Here is a 22,299-nt window from a genome sequence, read left to right as displayed (position 1 = left end):
CTTACAAAAACTTATCAACATCTCTAAATAAGCTTCTTTAGAATTGAGAATGAACGTTCATTCTCAATTTAAATTATAGGGCATGATTTCATGCAAAGTAAGCACTTTATTTTCATGTTGGTATTGCTGGCTACCGGCTGTCGTGACGAGGGGGCCTCCACGGCGACAGCGCCCGTGGCGGACGTCACGGTGAAAACGTTGCATACGGAGCCTGTCCGTCTGAGCAGCGAATTAACCGGCAGAGTCACCGCCGCGATGGTCTCGGAAGTCCGTCCGCAAGTGGATGGCATCATTCAAAAGAGATTGTTTACCGAGGGGAGCGAAGTCAAGGCGGGGCAGGTGCTGTACCAGATCGATCCCGCGACCTATCAGGCGGCTTACGATGAAGCCGCCGCCACGCTGAAAAATGCGCAGGCCACGGTGCGTTCGACCAAGCTGAAGGCGGAGCGCTATGCGCGCCTGCTGAAAAGCGAAGGCGTGTCACAGCAGGATGCCGACGATGCGCAAAGCAGCTATGACGCCGCCGTCGCCAGCGTGGCGGAGAAACAGGCGGCGCTCAGCACCGCGCGCATTAACCTGAACTACACGCAAATCAAGGCGTCGATTGGCGGGCGTATCGGTATCTCGACCGTCACGCCCGGCGCGCTGGTCACGGCCAGCCAGACCACGGCGCTGGCGACGATCCGTCAGCTCGATCCCATTTATGTCGATTTGACCCAATCCAGCCGTCAGCGTCTGGCGCTACAGGCGACGCAGAAAGCCGCAGAAGTGCCGGTCTCCCTGACGCTGGAAAACGGAACCACATACGCCGAAACTGGCATGTTGCGCCTGGCGGAAGTGGTGGTGGACGAATCGACGGGCAGTGTGACGCTGCGCGCTGAATTCCCTAATCCGCAGCATCTGCTGCTGCCGGGGATGTATGCGCGCGCCAGCGTGGCGCAGGGCGAGGACCCGAACGCCATCCTGGTGCCGCAGCAGGGCATCACGCGCGATGCCAAGGGCAATGCTGTGGCGCTGGTGGTGAATAGCCAACAGCAGGTGGAGCAGCGCACGGTCGTGACCGCTCAGGCCATCGGCAACCGATGGCTGGTGACGGATGGGGTGCAGCAGGGCGATCGCGTCATTATCGAAGGCACCGACAAGGTGAGCGCGGGGCAGCATGTCAACCCGGTTGAGGCCAGCGACGAGGCAACTGCCTCTTCGAGCGCCAACGCTCAAGCGCCTGTTGCCAGCACGGAGGCAAAGTAAACGATGTTCTCGCGTTTCTTTATTCATCGCCCGGTGTTTGCCTGGGTGATTTCGATCGTCATCATGCTGGCCGGGGTGTTGGCGATCACATCGCTGCCCATCGCCCAGTATCCGGACGTGGCGCCGCCGTCGGTCTCCATCAATACCACCTACACCGGCGCCTCGGCGGAGACGCTGGAAAACAGTGTCACCCAGATCATCGAACAGCAGCTGACCGGGCTGGATGGCCTGCTCTATTTCTCATCCTCCAGTAGTTCGAGCGGCGATGTAAAAATTACCGCCACCTTTGAGAAGGGCACCAACCCTGATACCGCGCAGGTTCAGGTACAAAACAAAGTTCAGCAGGCGCTGTCGCGGCTGCCCACCGAGGTACAGCAGCAGGGCGTCACCGTCACCAAGTCCCAAAGCAACTTCCTGCTGATCATGTCGCTGTACGACAGCAGCGATCGCGCCAGTTCGGCGGACATCGCCGACTACATGGTCAGTAACCTGCAAGACCCGCTGGCGCGCGTCACCGGAGTCGGCGACGTGAAGGTGTTCGGCTCGCAGTACGCGATGCGTATCTGGCTCAACCCGACGCAATTGGCAGCCTACAGCCTGATGCCGTCCGATATCTCTACCGCTATCGAAGCGCAGAACGTGCAGGTGGCGGCGGGCAAGATCGGCGCATTGCCGTCGCGCAGCGATCAACAGCTGACGGCGACCGTCATGGCGCAGTCGCAGCTGAAAACGGTCGAGCAGTTCAACAACATCGTGGTGAAAAGCGACAGCAGCGGCGCGCTGGTGCGCCTGAGCGATGTGGCGCGCGTTGAGTTGGGGGATGAGGATTACAGCATCATGACTCGCCTCAACGGCCATCCGGCGGCGGGGATTGCCGTGATGCTGGCACCCGGTTCCAACGCGCTGGCGACCGCGGAGCGGGTAAAAGCCAAGGTGGCGGAATATGAGCACACCATGCCGCAGGGCTACCAGATCGCCTACCCGAAAGACAGCACCGACTTCATCAAGATCTCCATCGAAGAAGTAGTGAAAACGCTGTTTGAAGCTATTGCGCTGGTGGTGGCCGTGATGTTCCTGTTCCTGCAAAACTGGCGCGCCACCCTGATCCCGGCGATTGCGGTGCCGGTGGTGCTGCTTGGGACCTTCGGCATCCTGTCGGCCTTCGGCTACTCGATCAACACCTTGACGCTGTTCGGCATGGTGCTGGCGATTGGCCTGCTGGTGGATGACGCCATCGTGGTGGTGGAGAACGTGGAACGCCTGATGCGCGAGCGAAGGCTGTCTCCGGTTGAAGCCACCGAAAGTTCGATGCGGGAAATCTCTAGCGCCTTGATCGGCGTGGCGCTGGTATTGAGCGCCGTCTTCCTGCCGATGGCGTTTTTCGGCGGCTCGACCGGCGTGATCTATCGCCAGTTCTCCATCACCATCGTGTCCGCCATGCTGCTGTCGGTGCTGGTGGCGTTAACCTTGACCCCGGCGCTCTGTGCGACCATGTTGCGCCCGGTAGCGCACGATGCGACGGGGAAAGGCTTCTTCGCCCGCTTCAACCGCGGCTATCAATCCCTGCAAGATGGGCATCGCGGTAAGGTGGCGCAGATCCTGCGGCGTCCGCTGCGCTTTGTGCTGCTGTATGGCGCGATTGTGGTGGGGATGGGGCTGCTGCTGATGCGGCTGCCCACTGGCTTTTTGCCAACGGAAGATCAGGGCGACGTGATGGTGCAGTTCACCCTGCCGCCGGGCGCGACCGCCGCGCGCACTGAGAAAGTGGGCAAAGAGATTGAGCGCTATTTCCTGACGCAGGAAAAGGACAATACCAAAGCCATCTTCGTGATTACCGGCTTCGGTTTCAGCGGCAGCGGGCAGAATGCCGGGATGGCGTTCGTGGCCTTGAAAAACTGGAGCGAACGTCCGGGCGCGGAGAATCGCGCCGACGCCATCGCCCAGCGTGCGATGAAGTCGCTCTCGTCACTGCGTGACGCGCAGGTGTTTAGCCTGACGCCGCCGGCGGTGGATGGCCTGGGGCAGTCGAGCGGGTTTACCTTCGAATTGCAGGCCAGCGGCACCACGGATCGTACCACGCTGTTGGCGATGCGCGACCAACTGTTGGCCGCGGCGCAGAAAAGCCCGCTGCTCTCCGCGGTGCGTCCTAACGAACTGGCGCAGATGCCGCAGTTACAGGTGGATGTTGACAACGAAAAAGCCAACGCGCTCGGTCTGTCCATGAGCGATATCACCGCGACGCTGAGCAGCGCCTGGGGCGGAACCTACATCAACGATTTCCTTGACCGCGGTCGGGTGAAAAAAGTCTACATGCAAGGCGATGTCGATTCCCGTAGCAAGCCGGAAGATCTGGATAAGTGGCACGTCCGTGGCAGCGATAACGCCATGACGCCGTTCTCCGCCTTCGCCAGCACGCACTGGACTTTCGGGCCGGAAAGCCTCTCGCGCTATAACGGACTGGCGTCGTATGAAATTCAGGGCAGCGGCGCATCCGGTGTCAGCTCCGGCGCGGCGATGGACGAAATGGAACGCCTGGCGTCCGCCTTGCCGCAGGGTACTACCTACTCATGGAGCGGGCTCTCCTACCAGGAACGCCAATCAAGCGGGCAAACCTCGGCGCTGTACGCCATCTCCATTCTGGTGGTGTTCCTGTGCCTAGCGGCACTGTATGAAAGCTGGAGCATTCCGTTCTCCGTCATGCTGGTGATCCCGCTCGGGGTGGTCGGCGCCGTGCTGGCGGCAACGCTGCGTGGGTTGGAAAACGATGTCTACTTCCAGGTGGCGTTGTTGACCACCATCGGCCTCTCCGCCAAGAACGCCATCCTGATCGTTGAGTTTGCCGAACTGGCCTACCGGCGCGGGGCCACGCTGTTTGAAGCCGTACTGGAAGGCGCCTCGGTGCGTTTACGTCCGGTACTGATGACCTCGCTGGCGTTCATCATGGGCGTGCTGCCGTTGGCGATCGCCACCGGGGCCGGGGCAAACAGCCGTATTTCCATCGGGTCGGGCATCGTCGGCGGTACGCTGACCGCGACGCTTCTGACGATTTTCCTGATACCGATGTTCTTTATGTTGGTACGCCGTATTTTCCCGCAGATCAAACGGGTCGCGAGTCATAGCACGTCGAAGGAAGAGAATAACCATGATGCATAATCCCAAATGGGCCGCCCTGTTGTTGCCCTGGCTGCTGAGCGGATGCTTATCGCTGGATCCGAAATACCAGCGTCCGGCGGCACCGGTCTCGGTGTCCTGGCCGCAGGGCGCTGCCTATGCGCCCGAGCAGAAAGGCGCGACGGCGGCGAGTGATATCCCGTGGAACACAGTGATTGTCGATGAAAAAATGCGCCAGGTGATTACGCTGGCGCTGAGCGATAACCGCGATCTGCGCAAAGCGATCGCCGATGTGGAAGCGGCGCGGGCGCAATACGGCATTCAGCGGGCCGACACCTTGCCGACCGTTAACGCCGGCATGGACGGCAGCCGCGGACGTTCTATCACTTCGACCACGCCGGGCGGCGTCAACACCACGGCGATGACCCAGACCTACAGCGCGTCGCTCGCCAACAGCGCCTATACGCTGGATCTGTTCGGCAAAGTACATAGCCTGAGCACGGCGGCGCTGGAAACCTATCTGTCGACGGCGGAGGCGGAAAAGAGTACGCGCCTGACGCTGATCGCCGACACCGCCAGCGGCTATGTGGCGCTGGCGAAAGCGCGCAGCGATCTGGCGCTGTCGCAGCAAACATTGCAGAGCGCCAAGGCGTCGCTGGACGTGACGCAAGAACGCCAGCGTAACGGCGTGGCGTCCGGCGTCGATGTGGCGCAGTCGGAAACCGTCTATCAACAGGCGCGGGTCGATGTTGCCAGCAATACCACCAGCGTGGCGCAGTATTACAACGCGTTGAACCTGCTGGTGGGGCAAACGGTGAGCGAGTCGCTGCTGCCCGAGAACCTCGATGCGCTGGCGCAGGCGGTGGTGCCGGTGGTCGCCGGGATCGATTCGTCTGTGTTGCTGCAACGCCCGGATGTGCAGGAGGCGGAACATACCCTGAAGTCGGCCAATGCCAATATCGGCGCGGCGCGAGCGGCGTTCTTTCCCAGCGTGACGCTCACCGCCAGCGGCGGGGTCAGCAGCACCGCGCTCTCCTCCCTGTTCAGCCACGGCGCGGGCGTATGGTCGTTTGCGCCCAGCGTCAGCCTGCCGCTGTTTGACGGCGGCGCGAACCGGGCCGCGCTGGACTATGCCGAAGCGCAGAAGAAGGGCTATATCGCCAGCTATGAAAAAGCCGTTCAGTCGGCGTTCAAAGAGGTGGCGGATGCGCTGGCGCGCAAAGGTACGCTGGATCAGCAGCAAGCCGCGCAGCGAGACTATGTGGCGGCGGCGCAGCGCAGCTATCGCCTGGCGGACAGCCGCTACTGCGAAGGGGTGGATACCTACCTCAACATGCTGGAAGCGCAGCGTACGCTCTATAGCGCCCAGCAAAATCTAATTGGGTTGGAACAGACGCGATTGAATAACCTGATTACGCTGTATAACGCCCTGGGCGGCGGCGTGGCAACGCTGTAACAGCGAGGCTAGTCAGAGATGGCGCTGATAAGAAGAGGCGCGCTAAGTTAGTATTCGTTGAGCGCCATCTTTTCTATCCGGTAACGACGACGCAATCAGACGCAGCGAAACGGCACGTTGCATGACGTGCCTAACCGATCATTCGGTTTCATCACCGTAATACAGTTTACCGATGCGGATAATATCGCGCCCCTGTGATTTGCGATGCTTATTGGAATCACGCAGAGAATAAATGCAGCCGCAATACTCCTGTTGATAGAAACGTTCGCGTTTGCTGATTTCAATCATGCGCGACGAGCCGCCGCCTTTGCGCCAGTTGTAATCCCAATAGGTCACGCCGGGATATTTCTGCGCGGCGTTATGCCCACACTCGGTAATCTGCTGCATGTTTTTCCAGCGTGAAATCCCCAGCGAACTGGAAATGACGCTAAAGCCGTTTTCTGCGGCGTACAGCGCCGTGCGCTCGAAACGCATATCAAAACACATGGTGCAGCGAATGCCGCGTTCCGGTTCCCATTCCATGCCTTTCGCGCGTTCAAACCAGTTATCTGAATCGTAATCTGCATCGATGAAAGGCACGTTATGCTGTTCGGCGAAACGGATGTTTTCTTCTTTACGGATCAGGTATTCACGCTGCGGGTGGATATTGGGGTTATAAAAGAAAATGGTGTAATCGATGCCAGAAGCGGTGATGGCTTCCATGACTTCACCAGAGCAGGGCGCGCAGCAGGAGTGCAGCAACAGCTTGTCGGCATTATTCGGCAGAGAAAGCTGTGGACGTTGCAGTGCAGCGGTTTTGACGTTCTGCATAGTTTTGACATTCGACATAAGAAATGGTCACTTCGTTGTGGTCCGCAAGGACGGTGTCGGCACAAGTTCGTCACGAATTATTGATGATATGTTCACAAGAGGCAACCTCATGGCCTGCCCAGCGTTATCTTTCCCGTTGCGTTCCTCGTACAATACCCCCTAAGATTGCCTGCTTTTTTTGGCCTGAATGGCTGTGATTAACGATCGAATGGTTACCGAGTAGCGTTATGCGTGTTCTGCTTGCCCCGATGGAAGGGGTTCTCGACTCATTGGTGCGAGAACTGCTGACTGAAGTAAATGATTATGACCTGTGCATCACCGAATTTTTACGCGTGGTGGATCAGTGTCTGCCGGTTAAGTCCTTTTATCGCCTTTGCCCGGAATTACACCATGCCAGCCGCACGCCGTCAGGCACGCTGGTACGTGTTCAGCTACTGGGGCAATACCCGCAATGGCTGGCGGAAAATGCGGCGCGAGCGGTAGAACTCGGCTCGTATGGCGTCGATCTCAACTGCGGTTGCCCGTCGAAGCTGGTGAACGGCAGCGGAGGCGGGGCGACGCTGTTAAAAGATCCTGAACTGATTTATCGGGGCGCAAAAGCGATGCGTGAGGCGGTGCCAGCACACTTGCCAGTCACGGTGAAAATTCGGCTGGGCTGGGATTCCGGCGCTCGCCAGTTTGAAATTGCCGACGCGGTGCAGCAGGCGGGTGCCAGCGAGCTGGCCGTACATGGCCGCACGAAGGAAGACGGTTACAAAGCCGAATGCATTAACTGGCAGGCAATAGGGGAAATCCGCCAGCGCCTGCAAATTCCGGTGATTGCCAACGGCGAAATTTGGGACTGGCAGAGTGCGCAGGACTGTATGGCGACAACGGGCTGCGACGCGGTGATGATCGGGCGGGGTGCGCTGAATGTGCCGAACCTGAGCCGCGTGATTAAGTATAACGAACCGCGTATGCCGTGGCCGGAGGTCATGCTGCTGCTACAAAAGTATGTGCAGTTGGAAAAGCAGGGCGACACAGGGCTGTATCACGTCGCGCGCATCAAACAGTGGCTCGGCTATTTGCGTAAAGAGTACGACGACGCCACCGAGTTATTCAGCGAGATCCGCACGTTAAAAACCTCGGCGGATATCGCCCGTGTGATTGGTGAGCCATAGAGACTCACTGTTTCCTCATTTTCTACCTTCCTACATCTGCCTTCCTACGCTTCGTGTTCTCATCACGTTGTTCAGATTTAACGCACCTCATCACTCTCCAACTGGCCTGTACTTTACTTTACGAATCGGTTGACGGTATAACACTCCATCTATCTGGAAGTTTAGACGTCTATAACGAAAGGTCATCATGGAACAACATGCATCAGGCACGGAAGGGCAGTTTAAGCGCACCATGAAGGCTCGCCATTTGGTGATGCTTTCGCTCGGTGGCGTCATCGGCACTGGCCTGTTTTTCAATACGGGCTACATTATTTCCACGACGGGTGCGGCCGGGACGCTATTGGCGTATCTGATCGGCGCGCTGGTGGTGTATCTGGTGATGCTGAGTCTGGGTGAGCTGTCCGTCGCCATGCCGGAAACCGGAGCGTTCCATGTGTATGCGTCCCGCTATCTCAGCCCGGCTACGGGTTATACCGTGGCGTGGCTGTATTGGCTGACGTGGACGGTTGCGCTAGGTTCCAGCCTGACTGCTGCCGGTTTTTGCATGCAGTATTGGTTCCCACAGGTGCCGGTCTGGACCTGGTGTCTGCTGTTTTGTGTGCTGATCTATCTGCTGAATATCGTGTCGTCCCGCTTCTTTGCCGAAGGGGAATTCTGGTTCTCTATCGTTAAAGTTGTCACGATTCTCGCTTTTATCGTGCTCGGTGCGGGCGCGATGTTTGGCTTTATTCCGATGCAGGACGGTTCACCTGCGCCGTTCTTCCAGAACATTACCGCGTCTGGCTGGCTCCCATACGGTGGCTTGCCAATATTGATGACGATGGTGGCGGTGAACTTCGCCTTCTCCGGTACGGAGCTGATCGGCATCGCGGCTGGAGAAACCGAGAATCCTCAGAAGGTCGTGCCGATGGCGATTCGTACTACCGTTGCGCGACTGGTGATCTTCTTTCTGGGCACGGTGCTAGTGCTGGCGGCACTCATTCCGATGGAAGAGGCCGGTATCGCGAAAAGCCCGTTTGTGCTGGTGTTTGAAAAGATTGGTATTCCTTACGCCGCCGATATTTTTAATTTCGTGATTTTGACGGCGATCCTGTCCGCCGCTAACTCAGGACTGTATGCCTCGGGGCGTATGCTGTGGTCGCTGTCCAACGAAGGCACGTTGCCGCGCCGTTTTTCTCGTCTGACGCGCCGTGGCATTCCGCTTTTTGCGATCTCCATCAGTATGCTGGGCGGGCTGTTGGCGCTGTTTTCCAGCGTGGTCGCGCCAGATACCGTCTACGTGGCACTGTCCGCGATTTCTGGTTTTGCCGTGGTGGCGGTGTGGCTGAGTATCTGCGCCTCGCACTATATGTTCCGCCGTCATCATGTCCGCTCGGGAAAACCGCTTTCCGACCTGCAATATCGCGCCCCTTGGTTCCCCATCACGCCGATTCTTGGCTTCCTGCTGTGCCTGTTGGCCTGCGTCGGGCTGGCGTTTGACCCAAGCCAGCGGATTGCGCTGTGGTGTGGAATTCCGTTTGTTGCGCTGTGCTATGGTGCTTATTATTTCACGCAGTCAATGAAGAAACGTAGATTAACGGGAGTGGAAGACATTGCGTAAGAATACGGTTACCGAAATGCTGGCAACGGCATCAACGATTGTGCTGGACGGTGCGTTGGCGACCGAACTGGAAGCGCGCGGCTGTGATTTAACCGATCCGCTGTGGTCGGCGAAAGTGCTGGTTGAAAATCCGGCGCTGATTTATCAGGTGCATCTCGATTATTTCAAAGCTGGGGCACAGTGTGCGATTACCGCCAGCTATCAGGCGACGCCGCAAGGATTTGAGGCGCGCGGGTATAGCGAAGCGGAGTCACTGGCGCTGATTGCCAAGAGCGTACAACTGGCGGCGCAGGCGCGGGATGATTACCGTCGCGATAATCCGCAAGCTGGGACGCTGCTGGTGGCGGGATCGGTAGGGCCGTACGGTGCCTATCTGGCGGATGGTTCGGAGTATCGCGGCGATTACCAACTGCCGCAGACCGAGATGATGGCGTTTCATCGGCCGCGTATCGCGGCACTGCATGAGGCGGGTGCCGATCTGCTGGCCTGCGAGACGCTGCCGTCTTTTACCGAAATAGAGGCGCTGATTGCGTTACTGGCCGAGTTCCCTCAGGCGCAGGCCTGGTTCTCCTTCACATTGCGTGACAGCGAACACCTCAGCGACGGCACGCCATTGCGCACCGTGCTGGCGCGGGTCAATGCCTGTTCGCAGGTGGTCGCTGTGGGTATCAACTGCATCGCGCTGGAAAACGTGACGCCAGCGCTGACGCACCTGTCCTCGCTGACGGATTTGCCGTTGGTGGTTTATCCCAATTCCGGCGAGCAGTATGATGCGGTAACGAAAACCTGGAGCAACGCCCACGATGACGCCTGCTCGCTGACAGCCTATTTGCCCGAGTGGCAGGCAGCAGGTGCACGTCTGATTGGTGGCTGTTGCCGAACCACGCCCGCTGATATCGCCGGTATTGCACGCTGCTGCCAGCATGAGGGTCAGCACTAAATAAGGGGATGCCGTGATGGAAAATGATGTGAATCTGCAACAGGCGTACTCGCTTGCCAGACAGCGTGTCGCGCCGGGAGTGCCGGTAACGGTGCTGTACATTGGCGAACAGCAGACGACGGTTGTCTGCGGAACGGCGTCACAACCGTCGGCAACCCTGCAATTGACCATCGGTTTTGACAAAACGGCGTCGGCGTTTTTCAAGCATCTTCCCCCCACGCCGGACGAAATGGAGCGGGCGATCATGGCGGTAGAGGATGAAGTGACGCGTATTCGCCACGACATCCCTGCGGATTCCGTTCTGTTTTCTTTCGACCCAGCATTGGTGGCCCTCGCACAGATTTCGGGAGCAGAAGAAGAGGAAGCAGGCTGGCGTTTACCGCAAGATGACATGGAACGGACATTTAAACGTCTGGAACGCGTCATGTTGGGGAGTCCGGCGACCTGGGAGGGGATTCCGCTAGAGAACGCTTTCTCCGCCCGATTGCTGATTTTTCGTGAGTTTATGCACCATCACGGCTTCGATTCTGCACTGATTTTGCTATTACCAGCAGTTGCTGCGTGAAGAACTAGCGGTTTTCCTCTTCTCAGCTACTATTAACGGCGGTCAGCGTCCAGCAAGGGTTCTGACCGTATTTTTTTGCTGGGAAATCGCCGATAGCATTCATCTACAGATATTCATTGCCAGGAAATTGCACTCGGGATATCTGACGTTGTAAGGTAATAACACGGCATGATTATCGAGGTCATGCCATTGCAGTGCCAGGATGTGACAGGACGTAGGGTGTTAATCAAGGAGGATGAGAGGACGGCCATTGGGCCATATTATGTTACCTGTATGATCTATTTTACGGATGACCGAATCATTATTATCTTGAATTTCCGTATGACAGCGTAATAAAGCGCTGATCGATGTGGCGGAGAGTCAATTTTATTTCAGGGAATCCAGTGAGGGGAAAGAACATGGTTGAACATTTCACAGGGAAATATGAAGTTGAACTTAAATTTCGCATCGACGATATAGCCGTTTTTAGGAATACGCTTTTTAGCCTTCATCCCGAGGCTTTCGTCTTTGAAAATAAAGAACATGATGTTTATTACGATGATGTAGAGAATAGTCTGCGACAGCAAAATATCAAAATGCTGGTGCGCCGCATGGAGCCATCGGGCATTAAGCTCTGGATTGTGAAAGGGCCGGGCGTCGATCGCTGTGAAGCGGTTAACGTTGAAGGCTTTGAAAAAACCGACAGCATGTTACAGACGTTGGGGTATCAACCTCTTTTTGAAATTCATAAAATCCGCAGCATCTACTTTTTAAACGCCTTCCATATTACGCTCGATTATATTGAATCACTGGGATATTTCGTCGAAATATCAGTGATGACCGATGATGAAACCCAGTTGAAAGCACTCAGAGAACGGTGTATAGAGTGTGCATTACGGCTTCAATTGCCATTGGATAATATTGAAACGAAATCTTATTATCAATTATTAGGTTTTAATTAATTGTTCTTTTCTGGTTATTGAATTGTTGTTTTTATTGTTCTATTTGCACACGGGGAAATGATGAAAAAATCTATTTCGGCGATGCTGGCTACGGTAGTGATGGCGTTCTCTCTGTCCGTTCATGGTAGCGAGGTGGTGCACTATAAAGACGGTGCCTACATCGGTAAAGCGCAGGGGAAGGCGGCAGAGGTTGAGGTCACGGTCAGCATTAAAGACGGGAAGATCGCCAATGCTGAAGTGTTGAAGCATGGTGATACGGAAGCGATGATGCTGAGCGCGACGGATCAGATTGTGCCGGAACTCATTGAGAAGCAGGACATTAACAAGGTGGATGCGGTAACGGGAGCAACGTTATCGAGTCAGGGCGTGATTAACGCAGTGAAACAGGCGCTGGAACAGGCCAAAGTCACGCCGTAGTCACTCCGATTTTTGGTTATCACCGTTGATGAAGGCCTAAGTGATTAAGGAGTCGCACTGCCGTGGAAAACCTGCTGATGATTCTGCGTCACACGCCTTATTGGGTGTGGATCGTTTTGGGTTACCTGATTTATGCCGGCGTAAAAGCCAGCCAGCCACGGCAGCAATCGCTGGCACGGATGTTAGTTGTGCCGACCATTTTCATGGTGTGGGGCATCAGCGCGATTTTTCATACGCTGCGGCTCCCGCTTGCGGCGGCTGGCGGATTTCTGCTGGCGTTGATGATTGGGCTGGGCATCGGATGGGTGTGGGGGAAAACGTCAGGCATTTACTTGCCGGAATCGCGCCGTTTTCAACGCACCGGTTCGTGGTGGTCGCTGGTCTTGATGCTGCTGACGTTTTGTTCTCACTTTTACTTTTCCGTCCAGTTGGCTCTGTTTCCCGCGTTGGCGCATGACCCTTTATTCTGCCTGCTGTCCGGCGCGGCAAGTGGGATTACCGCGGGGATATTCAGCGGCGTCAGTCTGCGTTTGCTCAACCACATGCGCAAAATAAGACCGTCTCTGACGTAACAGGATAAAAAACAGTAGTTTACTTAAATCGTCTGTCAACATTTGTCACAAAGCTTTTCTGCTGTATGAGTGCGCAGGGAAGGGCGGTAAATTATAATGCCGATGCCCATCCCTTTCATTTAACAGAATACTGTTTAAGTTATTGAAGAATGACTAAAAATTTTAAGCTTTCTCTTTTTGGCCTGTTGGTGCTATCAACCCATGCTGTGATGTTGCCTCAGGCTGTGGCGAAAGCGCCGACGTACTCCGCTGGCACGGCGCATCAGGAAATTGCTTCCGGTAGCGCCATGGTCGTGGATCTGCGTGATAACCACATCCTTTATTCCAGCAATCCTGATGTGGTGGTGCCGATTGCTTCGGTGACGAAACTGATGACGGCGCTGGTGGTGCTGGATGCTAATCAACCGCTGGATGAAATCATCTCTGTCGATATCAGCCAGACGAAAGAAATGAAAGGGGTCTACTCGCGCGTTCGTCTGAACAGTGAGATCAGTCGCCGTGACATGCTGCTACTGGCGCTGATGTCATCAGAAAACCGCGCGGCGGCCAGTCTGGCGCACCACTATCCGGGCGGCTATCAGGCATTTATCCGCGCGATGAATGCCAAAGCCCGTGCGTTGGGGATGGCCCACACGCGCTATGTGGAGCCGACCGGGCTGTCTATCAATAATGTCTCAACTGCCCGCGATCTCACCAAACTCCTGATTGCCAGCAAGCAATATCCGCTGCTGGGCCAGTTGAGTACCACACAGGAGAAAACCGCGACGTTCTCCCACCCGGCGTACAGCCAGCCGTTCAGAAACACGAACCATCTGGTCTATAAAGAGGACTGGAGCATTCAGCTTACTAAAACGGGCTTCACGAATCAGGCAGGGCACTGTCTGGTGATGCGTACGGTCATTAATCAGCGGCCTGTTGCGCTGGTGGTGTTGGATGCTTTCGGTAAATACACGCACTTTGCGGATGCTAACCGCCTGCGTAAGTGGATTGAAACCGGTAAGGTCAGCGAGGTGCCTGCCGCCGCGTTGAGCTATAAGAAACAAAAATCACTGGCTTCCCGCCAACCGCAGAGCATGGCGAGTATCGAAACCGAATAATCAGTACTCCCCTTCCTGATGCTTCGGAAGGGTATGTCTTGACGGTGGCTGAACGGGCCACCGCTTGACGGGCTGTCACGCTCGAGCGCGAAAATCCTCTGTCACTTCACCTGCTTTTTTCACTTCGTCATCATGCGCAGCTTCACGCCAGGTTTCCGCTAATGCATCCTGTAGCCAACGCTGCATGGCAGGCTGTGCTAACAGATGCTCACAATAGGCAGTGGCTTCTGGCGAAACGGGAAGTTGATAGGTTTTGATACGGAAGACAACCGGCGCAAAGAAGGCGTCCACGGCTGAAAACTGTTCTCCTGCCAGAAACGGTCCGCCAAAGCGCGTCAGTCCTTCCTGCCACAGTTCGCAGATGCGGTTAATATCGTTACTGAGGGCAGGCGATATCTCATTCATTTTAACGCGCACGCCGCAACTCATGGAGCAGATATTACGCAGCTCGGTAAAGCCAGAATGCATTTCGGCAGCGGCACAGCGTGCCCAGGCGCGGGATTTGGCATCAGCAGGCCAGACGCCGGGATGTTGTTCAGCCAGATATTCGGTAATCGCCAACGAATCCCAGACAGTGGTTTCGCCATCGATCAGGCAGGGAACTTTTGCCGTCGGCGAAAAGGCCTTAAAGGCCGGCTGTGACATGCCCGGCGCAAAGGCAACCAGTTTCTCTTCGAAAGGAATCGACAGTGCTTTCAACAGCACCCACGGACGCAGTGACCAAGAGGAATAGTTTTTATTGGCGATATACAGCTGATACATGTCTGATGCTCCTTGTGTTAACGAAGCCTTAGCATTAGCACGAAAGGTGGGAGAAATCATCCTCCTCTCCGTGGCTCGTCTATCGGTTTTGCGCATTGCTGTCAGGATGATGGTGCAAACGGAAGGCGGGGAATGTGAATTTTGCGTATCGTTTAGCATTATTCTTGCAGTTTTTATTAAATGAAACCTCAACAAATGCACTATATTACGCGCTGTGCATTTGAGTGCGTCGGTGCGGCAACCACTATCGGGAAGCCTTATTCGCTTAAGGCAGGAGAAGGTGTTTTTTGCCTTGTCAGAGAAGGGATGTGACCGTCGGAATCTTCAACCTGTCTTGTGCTTCAGCGCGCTGTTCTGACTCTGACGCCTGGATTGACTGGGTCTTTATAACGAATGAAATGGCTTACTTCACTGACTATAGCAATTGGACTTGCCTGTAATCCGGCGTTTGCGCAGGAGCTGACGTCTGCGCCGGCCTCAATATCGCCTTCACATCAGCAACGTGATGCGTTTGTCACGGATCTGCTGAAGAAAATGACGCTGGAAGAGAAAATCGGCCAGCTCCGATTAATCAGCGTCGGGACGGATAACCCGAAAGAAGCCATTCGGGAAATGATCAGAAACGGCCAGGTTGGCGCGATTTTTAATACAGTGACCCGTCCAGATATCCGTGAGATGCAAGATCAGGTGATGCAGCTCAGTCGCCTGAAGATTCCGCTGTTTTTCGCCTACGATGTGGTGCATGGCCAGCGCACGATTTTCCCTATCGCGCTGGGCCTGGCTTCTAGCTGGGATATGGATGCGATTGCGAAAAGTGCGCGCGTAGCGGCGTATGAAGCGACGGAAGACGGCCTGAACATGACTTGGGCGCCGATGGTGGATATCACCCGCGATCCGCGCTGGGGTCGTGTGTCAGAAGGCTTCGGTGAAGATACCTGGCTGACCAGCAAAATTGCCGGTGTGGTCGTCAAATCCTTTCAGGGCGATGACGTAACCGGACGCCACTCGCTGATGACCAGCGTAAAACACTACGCGCTCTACGGTGCGGTGGAAGGTGGACGTGACTATAACACCGTGGACATGAGCCCTCAGCGCATGTTCCAGGACTATATGCCGCCTTACAAAGCGGCGATTGACGCGGGCAGCAGCGGTGTGATGGTCGCGCTGAACTCAATCAACGGCACGCCAGCCACCTCCAACAGTTGGTTGCTGAAAGACGTTCTGCGCGATCAGTGGAATTTCAAAGGCATTACCATTACCGATCACGGCGCGATTAAAGAACTGATTAAGCACGGCGTGGCCAGCGATCCGCGTGATGCATCGCGTCTGGCGATTAAATCCGGTATCGGCATGAGCATGAGCGACGAGTATTTCGTGCGTTATCTGCCTGAGCTGGTGAAAAGCGGGGCGGTGAGCGTGCAGGAGATCGATGATGCCAGCCGTCAGGTACTGAACGTGAAATATGATATGGGGCTGTTTGAAGATCCGTATCGTCACTTGGGGCCAGTCGGTTCCGATCCGGTGGATACCAATGCGGAAAGTCGCTTACACCGTCTGGATGCGCGTGACGTGGCGCGTAAGAGTCTGGTGCTGTTGAAAAACCGCCTGCAAACGCTGCCGTTGAAGAAAGAAGGCACGATTGCCGTTGTGGGGCCATTGGCTGACAGCCAGCGCGATACGATGGGAAGCTGGTCTGCTGCGGGCGTCACGAAACAGACGATTACCGTTTATCAGGGCCTGAAGAATGCCGTCGGCGATAAAGCCACCATTCTTTATGCCAAAGGTGCCAACGTCAGTAATCACAAAGGCATTATCGATTTTCTGAATCAGTATGAAGATGCTGTTCAGGTGGATAAACGTTCGCCGCAGGTCATGATCGATGAAGCGGTAGCAGCAGCGAAGAAGGCGGATGTCGTCGTCGCAGTGGTTGGCGAAGCGGCCGGGATGGCACATGAAGCGTCCAGCCGTTCGAACATCGACCTGCCGCAAGGCCAGCGTGACCTGATTGCCGCGCTGAAAGCCACGGGTAAACCGCTGGTTCTGGTACTGATGAACGGACGCCCTCTGGCGCTGGTGCGTGAAGATCAGCAAGCTGATGCGTTACTGGAAACCTGGTTCAGCGGTACGGAAGGGGGAAATGCGATCGCCGATGTGCTGTTTGGTGACTATAACCCGTCTGGCAAACTGCCGATGTCGTTCCCACGTTCCGTCGGCCAGATCCCGATTTATTACAATCACCTGCCGTCCGGCCGTCCTTACACGCCGGAAAATCCAGGCAAATACACCTCTCACTACTACGATGAGGCCAACGGGCCGCTCTATCCGTTCGGTTACGGCTTGAGCTACACCACGTTCAGCGTGTCAGACGTGCGTTTGTCCAGTCAGACCATGAAGCGTAACGGGACGATCAACGCTAGCGTAACGGTGAAAAACACCGGCAGCCGCGCAGGGGAAACGGTAGTCCAGCTGTATCTCCATGATGTGGTGGCTTCCATCAGCCGTCCGCTGAAAGAGCTGCGTGGTTTTGAGAAAGTGATGCTACAGCCGGGAGAATCCCGCACGGTCACCTTCACGCTCGATCAGGACGCGCTGAAGTTCTACAATGCCCGCATGCAGCAGGTGGTGGAACCCGGTAAGTTCAATGTAATGATTGGCCTGGATTCACAGCGTGTGAAGAGCGATAGCTTCACCCTGCTATAATGATGTTTGTCTCGCCGCCGGGAATACTGGCGGCGAGACGAATTGTGATGACCGTAATACAGTGTAATTGTCGGAGAATCAGGGATTGCAGGAGAAAGGTATGCCGTTGACTGAAGTGGTGCTGGTTGATGAAAATGACAGGCCAACGGGCGTAATGGAAAAGCAGGAAGCGCATGTAAAAGGAGCATTACATCGTGCGATTACCGTCTATGTTTTCAACTCTCGCCAGCAGTTGTTATTGCAGCAGCGCGCAGAGGGGAAATATCACAGCGGCGGTTTATGGAGTAATACCTGCTGTAGCCATCCTGCGCCCGGTGAAGAGACGTTGCAGGCAGCACATCGCCGCTTGTATGAGGAAATGGGGTTACGCTGTGCGCTAACGCCGATGTTTACGCTGACCTATCGTTTGCCGCTGGATAACGGGCTGATTGAGCATGAACTGGGGCATGTGTATTTTGGTGTGACGGACGATGTGCCGCAGATAAATCCCGATGAAGTGTCGAACTATGTATACCAGTCGATAGACGAGATTGCCCAGCAGATGGTGGCGATGCCCGAACAGTTTACAGCCTGGTTCCAACTGACCTTCGCGCGTATTCCTGAGTACTGGCAGACGTTTCAGTCAGAGTAGTCGCATTAGTTACAAAAATTACATTAGTTAAAACAGTCACTTATACTAAATAATCGCGTTAATTGCCGTGTTTCCGTGTGGCACCGTTCGTGCGTTAGTGTATTGGTGCCGTAAGAATAGAGTGCGCACGGCGGGCCGAAAGCCTCAGCCCGAGTGCACGATAATAATGTAACCCACCAGCATCATGCCGGAGATGCCACCTAAGGCAAGCAGGGCAAAGAGACTGATAATACCGATTTTTTTAAGAGTCATCAGGTTATCCTTTTGTTAATTGCCCCGAATTATAAAGCCTTCCGCCCATGAAACAAGGCCAAAACGCGCCGTGCTTTTTAACTGCCCTTCATTAGCGAAATAACAATTACCGAAATAACAACAGTAGACCGAAAAACATCAGAATGACACCGGCTCCGCGCTCAATCGGGTTAAGCCAGCGGGTTAAACGCTGCTGAATCAGCGGGCGAGCGATCAGCGCGGCGATCAAGAGATCCCACACCAGAACGACAGAAAACATCCAGCTACCGCTGACGACTTGCTGCGTAGGTGTCACATGTTGTCCAAGAATGCTGGTCATCAGACTGATGTAGAACAGCATGTTTTTGGGGTTCAACAGCGCCGAACCGAGCCCCAGCAGGATTTGTTTACGCAGCGTCGGGCAACGGTCGGACTGCTGTTCCGCCTGTAGCGATAGCACAGAGCGACTTTTCACTAGCTGATAACCAACCCAGAGCAGATAAGCGGCACCGCCTAACTCGATGAGGGTAAACAGCGTGGGCGAATATTGAATGCCTACCCAGCCGATCGCCGCCAGCAGAATGTAAACGCCGTTGCCCAGCGCAATGCCCAGACAAATTCCCGCACTGCCGCGCAGTCGGTAGCGAATGGCGTAGGCTGTCAGTAGAAAGAAGTCTGGGCCAGGACTTAGTAACGCCACAAAATGCGCCAGCGCCAGAGCAGGAAAGTGGGTGGGAAAGAGCGAATCGGCGGAAAAAAGGGTGCTGATAAACATGATATTTCTGACCTCGATAAATAATCAAGGCCAGTCTAGACAAGGCGTTCCGCTATTTATTGTCAAATATTGATCGCGCGTACTGACCCGGCGTTGCGGCGGTGTATTGCACAAACGTTTTGTGGAAATGGCTTTGATCGCAGAAGCCGCTTTGGTAGCTGGCATCAACCAGCGGGGTGCCCTGTTTCAGCAGCGATTTAGCATATTCGATACGGGCATTATTCAGGAAGGCCATCGGTGTAATGCCGGTATCGTGACGAAACTGTCGCACGATGGTTTCACGCCGCAGATTTAGCTCCTCCGCCAGCGTTTCCAGCGAGGGCGACTCTTGCAAATTATTCAACAGACGCTCGCGTACGTGTCGCGTCGTGGTTTGCGAAGCATGATGGGGTAAGGTGGGCAAACAGGATGGCGCAGGCAGGCAATATTGTCGCCAAATGGGTTCGAGCATCGCTTTGAGCTGATTATCCGCCGCTGTTATGTCTCCCCGATACAGCAGGGCAACCACGTGCTGATAACGTATAAACAGTGCGGGATCGCGCAGAACAACGCGGTTGCAATGCAAGGTCTCCGCCCGATAACCACAGTGAGCCGCGATCTGATCGAGACACCATTCGGTATCCAGATAAAGCATGTGATAACTGCGTGTTTTTCCGGGAAGTGGATTACAGCTGTGCGGCTGTTGAGGATCGATGAAGATCAGATCGCCAACCTGCAAGTGATGGGTTTCGTTGCGGTAATGGCAAAGCGTTTCGCCGTGTTCTATCGCGCCAATCGAGAACTGCGCATGGCTATGTGTTTTATAGGCGTGGCTGCTGTTGCGCGTGCTGCGGCTTTCAACATGCGGTAGTCGTGGCGAAAACCAGTACGATTGGTTAATGGCGTGGACTGAAGACATAACTTACCGCTCGTGACAAATAGGGGGCTTAACCCTAATCGCTGGGCAGACGATTGTCGAGGTCGGAATGGTCACGAACGTGATATCGGCTGACGTCGCCGGGCGTCTGTGGGACAATGGCGGCCAGATTACCCAGATACAGAGTATGCATGACGCTGTCCCCCGCAATAAAATTGCAGATTGGTCAATGGTATAAGGCCCTGCAAGAGCAAATCCCGGATTTTATTTCCCGCGTTCCCCAGCGACAGATGATTGCCGAAGTGGCGAAAACGCTAGCGGGTGATTACCCGCGCCATTTGGCTATTGAAGCGCCAACCGGCGTCGGGAAAACGCTTTCTTACCTGATTCCGGGTATTGCGGTAGGACGTGCGGAGGACAAAACGCTGGTGGTCAGCACCGCGAATGTGGCGTTGCAGGATCAGATTTACAGCAAAGATTTGCCGCTGTTGCAGAAGTTTATTCCCGAACTGAAATTCACTGCTGCATTTGGCCGTCGTCGTTATATTTGCCCACGTAATCTAGCGATGCTGGCAACCGATCCCGATGCGCAGGGGGATTTACCACTCTTTCTGGATGATGAAGTAATGTCTGCCAGCAAGGAGGAAAAACGTACCTGTGTGCGGCTTGAAAAAGCGCTGCAAGGTCACGCCTGGGATGGGCTGCGCGATCATTATCAAGATTCAATTGACGATAGCCTGTGGCAGAAATTGTGTACGGACAAAGCGAACTGCCTTGCGCACAACTGTCATTATTACCGCGAGTGCCCGTTCTTTATCGCCCGGCGTGAGATCGAGCAGGCCGATGTTGTCGTCACCAACCATGCGCTGGTGATGGCGGCGATGGAAAGCGAATCGGTACTTCCTCCTCCTAAGAATCTCCTGTTGGTGCTCGACGAAGGGCATCATATCCCCGATGTTGCCCGCGATACGCTGGAGATGTCCGGCGATATTCATCCTGCGTATATGATGGCGCAACTGGAACAGCTGGTGCAGCTTATCGGCCAGTGCATGGCGCAATTTGCCCCTAAGTCACCTCCGCGACTCGCTAACAGCGAGCGGTTAACCAGCCATTGTGAGGAGATCCGCGAGTGCGTGCTGTCTTTTTCGCAAATGTGCGGGCTGTTTCTTCCGCATGACGGACAGGAAACCGAATACCGTTTTGCGATGGGCAAAATGCCGGATGAAATGCGTGAACTCTGCGTGCGGTTGTTCAAACTGACGGACACGCTGCGGGCGCTGGTGGAGTATATGCTTAACGATCTCAGCGAGAAAACCGGCAAGCATGACGTGGTGCGCGTCTATCAGGCATTACTGAAAATGAGTCGCCAACAGGGCTACCTTGAGTCTATGAGTAAACTGTGGCGATTGGCGGCGATGGAGAAATCATCGAACGCACCGGTCTCCAAATGGATCACACGCGAAATGCGCGATAACCAGCCGCATCTTCACCTGCACTGTGCGGGGATTCGCGTTTGCGATCAGCTTGAAAGGCTGCTGTGGGGGAAGGTCTCGCACGTTGTGATGACCTCGGCAACGCTGCGCTCGCTGAACAGTTTTTCTCGTATACAGGAGCTTTCTGGCCTTAGCGAGCAGGAAGGGGACACCTTCATCGCGCTGGATTCGCCGTTCAACCACCGCGAGCAGGGGCGTCTGGTGATTCCCAAAATGCGTTATGAACCGCTGATGGAATCTGAAGCGCAGCATATTGCTGAAATGGCACAATTTTTCCGAGCGGAGCTAAAACAGGATAAGCATAAAGGGATGCTGATGTTGTTTGCCAGCCAGCGTGCGATGCAGCTCTTTCTGACGCAGGTGACCGATTTACGCCTGATGCTGCTGGTTCAGGGAGATAAGCCGCGCTACAGGCTGGTCGAGCTACATCGTCAGCGGGTACAGGAAGGCCAGACCAGCGTGCTGATTGGTTTACAGTCCTTTGCGGAAGGGTTGGATCTGAAAGGGGAGCTCCTTACTCAGGTGCATATCCATAAAATTGCGTTTCCGCCTATCGACAGCCCAGTGATTCTGACGGAAGGCGAATGGTTAAAAAGCCTCAAAAGGCATCCGTTTATCGTACAAAGTTTGCCTAGCGCCTCGTTTAACCTCATCCAGCAGGTTGGACGCCTTATTCGTAGCCATGACTGCTTTGGTGAAATCGTCATTTACGATCGTCGCCTGTTGACCAAAGGCTATGGCGCACAGCTGCTGGCGGCGCTGCCCGTCTTCCCGATTGAACAACGGGATATGCCATAACAAAATCCTCTATATCCGTCCCCCGAATAAGGGGGTAATTAGTCCCTATTTAGCGCTATATTTTTTTATTCTTATTTGTTAGATTTGTCTCGGAACAGCAAGGATGCCGTTAATACGTGTGACAAAGTATGTCATT

The 22,299-nt window shown here is 55.1% G+C and carries 19 protein-coding genes; 14 read left to right on the top strand and 5 right to left on the bottom strand.

Translation table 11 applies throughout. The features are described 5' to 3' along the window. The first annotated feature begins 90 nt into the window (after positions 1–90). From QWJ20_RS02700 to QWJ20_RS02690, 3 genes are read left to right on the top strand one after another with little or no spacing between them, the layout of a single operon-like run. The gene (locus tag QWJ20_RS02700) at positions 91–1,248 is read left to right on the top strand and encodes an efflux RND transporter periplasmic adaptor subunit (RefSeq protein WP_433991771.1); all 1,158 of its coding nucleotides are present in this window, start codon (positions 91–93) and stop codon (positions 1,246–1,248) included. A 3-nt stretch (positions 1,249–1,251) separates the two neighbouring features. Further along, positions 1,252–4,401, top strand: a complete 3,150-nt coding sequence (locus tag QWJ20_RS02695) for an efflux RND transporter permease subunit (protein ID WP_433991770.1) — start codon at positions 1,252–1,254, stop codon at positions 4,399–4,401. Next, positions 4,394–5,815 carry an efflux transporter outer membrane subunit gene (locus QWJ20_RS02690; protein ID WP_433992373.1) on the top strand — a complete coding sequence of 474 codons (1,422 nt, stop codon included), beginning with the start codon at positions 4,394–4,396 and terminating at the stop codon, positions 5,813–5,815. The genes QWJ20_RS02695 and QWJ20_RS02690 overlap by 8 nt, the downstream gene beginning before the upstream one ends. A gap of 138 nt (positions 5,816–5,953) precedes the next feature. Here the strand turns inward: QWJ20_RS02690 and QWJ20_RS02685 are convergent, their stop codons facing one another. Continuing rightward, positions 5,954–6,625 (bottom strand): epoxyqueuosine reductase QueH, encoded by a 672-nt coding sequence (locus QWJ20_RS02685; RefSeq protein WP_095701890.1) that lies wholly within the window; start codon positions 6,623–6,625, stop codon positions 5,954–5,956. A 227-nt stretch (positions 6,626–6,852) separates the two neighbouring features. Here QWJ20_RS02685 and dusC point away from each other — a divergent pair, with 227 nt between their 5' ends. The 8 genes from dusC to pbpG all read left to right on the top strand — a co-directional run bounded on the left by dusC (position 6,853) and on the right by pbpG (position 13,917). Further along, positions 6,853–7,785 (top strand): tRNA dihydrouridine(16) synthase DusC, encoded by a 933-nt coding sequence (gene dusC / locus QWJ20_RS02680; protein WP_119889575.1) that lies wholly within the window; start codon positions 6,853–6,855, stop codon positions 7,783–7,785. A gap of 187 nt (positions 7,786–7,972) precedes the next feature. Beyond that, a complete protein-coding gene (mmuP, locus tag QWJ20_RS02675; protein WP_095699116.1) occupies positions 7,973–9,385 on the top strand; it encodes an S-methylmethionine permease in 1,413 nt (470 codons plus the stop codon). Continuing rightward, positions 9,378–10,325 carry a homocysteine S-methyltransferase gene (mmuM, locus tag QWJ20_RS02670; RefSeq protein ID WP_433991769.1) on the top strand — a complete coding sequence of 316 codons (948 nt, stop codon included), beginning with the start codon at positions 9,378–9,380 and terminating at the stop codon, positions 10,323–10,325. Before mmuP ends, mmuM begins: the two co-directional genes overlap by 8 nt. A 16-nt stretch (positions 10,326–10,341) precedes the next feature. Continuing rightward, entirely contained in the window at positions 10,342–10,890 is a 549-nt protein-coding gene (locus QWJ20_RS02665; protein ID WP_433992372.1) for a hypothetical protein, read from the top strand. A 398-nt stretch (positions 10,891–11,288) separates the two neighbouring features. Further along, on the top strand, positions 11,289–11,831 hold the full coding sequence (gene cyaB / locus QWJ20_RS02660; protein WP_433991768.1) for a class IV adenylate cyclase: 543 nt from the start codon (positions 11,289–11,291) through the stop codon (positions 11,829–11,831). A 60-nt stretch (positions 11,832–11,891) separates the two neighbouring features. Beyond that, complete coding sequence (locus tag QWJ20_RS02655) at positions 11,892–12,248, top strand: FMN-binding protein (RefSeq protein ID WP_174871404.1); 357 nt, start codon at positions 11,892–11,894, stop codon at positions 12,246–12,248. Positions 12,249–12,310: 62 nt separating this feature from the next. Beyond that, complete coding sequence (locus QWJ20_RS02650) at positions 12,311–12,820, top strand: DUF6622 family protein (protein WP_433991767.1); 510 nt, start codon at positions 12,311–12,313, stop codon at positions 12,818–12,820. 149 nt (positions 12,821–12,969) lie between these two features. Then, positions 12,970–13,917: a D-alanyl-D-alanine endopeptidase gene (pbpG, locus tag QWJ20_RS02645; RefSeq protein ID WP_039480136.1), complete on the top strand. Its 948-nt coding sequence runs from the start codon at positions 12,970–12,972 to the stop codon at positions 13,915–13,917. 75 nt (positions 13,918–13,992) lie between these two features. Here the strand turns inward: pbpG and QWJ20_RS02640 are convergent, their stop codons facing one another. Next, on the bottom strand, positions 13,993–14,679 hold the full coding sequence (locus QWJ20_RS02640) for a glutathione S-transferase family protein (protein ID WP_433991766.1): 687 nt from the start codon (positions 14,677–14,679) through the stop codon (positions 13,993–13,995). A 393-nt stretch (positions 14,680–15,072) separates the two neighbouring features. On the opposite strand from QWJ20_RS02640, the gene bglX reads away from it, so the two are divergent. Together bglX and idi are read left to right on the top strand one after the other, a co-directional pair. Beyond that, positions 15,073–17,379, top strand: a complete 2,307-nt coding sequence (bglX, locus tag QWJ20_RS02635) for a beta-glucosidase BglX (protein WP_433991765.1) — start codon at positions 15,073–15,075, stop codon at positions 17,377–17,379. Positions 17,380–17,479: 100 nt separating this feature from the next. Next, positions 17,480–18,010 carry an isopentenyl-diphosphate Delta-isomerase gene (gene idi / locus QWJ20_RS02630; RefSeq protein ID WP_433991764.1) on the top strand — a complete coding sequence of 177 codons (531 nt, stop codon included), beginning with the start codon at positions 17,480–17,482 and terminating at the stop codon, positions 18,008–18,010. A 144-nt stretch (positions 18,011–18,154) separates the two neighbouring features. On the opposite strand, the gene QWJ20_RS02625 is transcribed toward idi, so the two are convergent. From QWJ20_RS02625 to QWJ20_RS02615, 3 genes are all read right to left on the bottom strand, one after another. Beyond that, positions 18,155–18,262 (bottom strand): membrane protein, encoded by a 108-nt coding sequence (locus QWJ20_RS02625; protein ID WP_039480143.1) that lies wholly within the window; start codon positions 18,260–18,262, stop codon positions 18,155–18,157. 106 nt (positions 18,263–18,368) lie between these two features. Beyond that, complete coding sequence (locus QWJ20_RS02620) at positions 18,369–19,016, bottom strand: LysE family translocator (RefSeq protein ID WP_433991763.1); 648 nt, start codon at positions 19,014–19,016, stop codon at positions 18,369–18,371. Between the two features lie 52 nt (positions 19,017–19,068). After that, positions 19,069–19,914, bottom strand: a complete 846-nt coding sequence (locus QWJ20_RS02615) for an AraC family transcriptional regulator (protein WP_205557838.1) — start codon at positions 19,912–19,914, stop codon at positions 19,069–19,071. Between the two features lie 149 nt (positions 19,915–20,063). On the opposite strand from QWJ20_RS02615, the gene dinG reads away from it, so the two are divergent. After that, the gene (gene dinG / locus QWJ20_RS02610; protein ID WP_174878297.1) at positions 20,064–22,163 is read left to right on the top strand and encodes an ATP-dependent DNA helicase DinG; all 2,100 of its coding nucleotides are present in this window, start codon (positions 20,064–20,066) and stop codon (positions 22,161–22,163) included. Positions 22,164–22,299 lie beyond the last annotated feature (136 nt).

This window comes from Pectobacterium sp. S5 (assembly GCF_051707265.1).
GTDB lineage: Bacteria > Pseudomonadota > Gammaproteobacteria > Enterobacterales > Enterobacteriaceae > Pectobacterium > Pectobacterium polare.
This window is presented reverse-complemented; position numbering and strand designations above follow the sequence as displayed.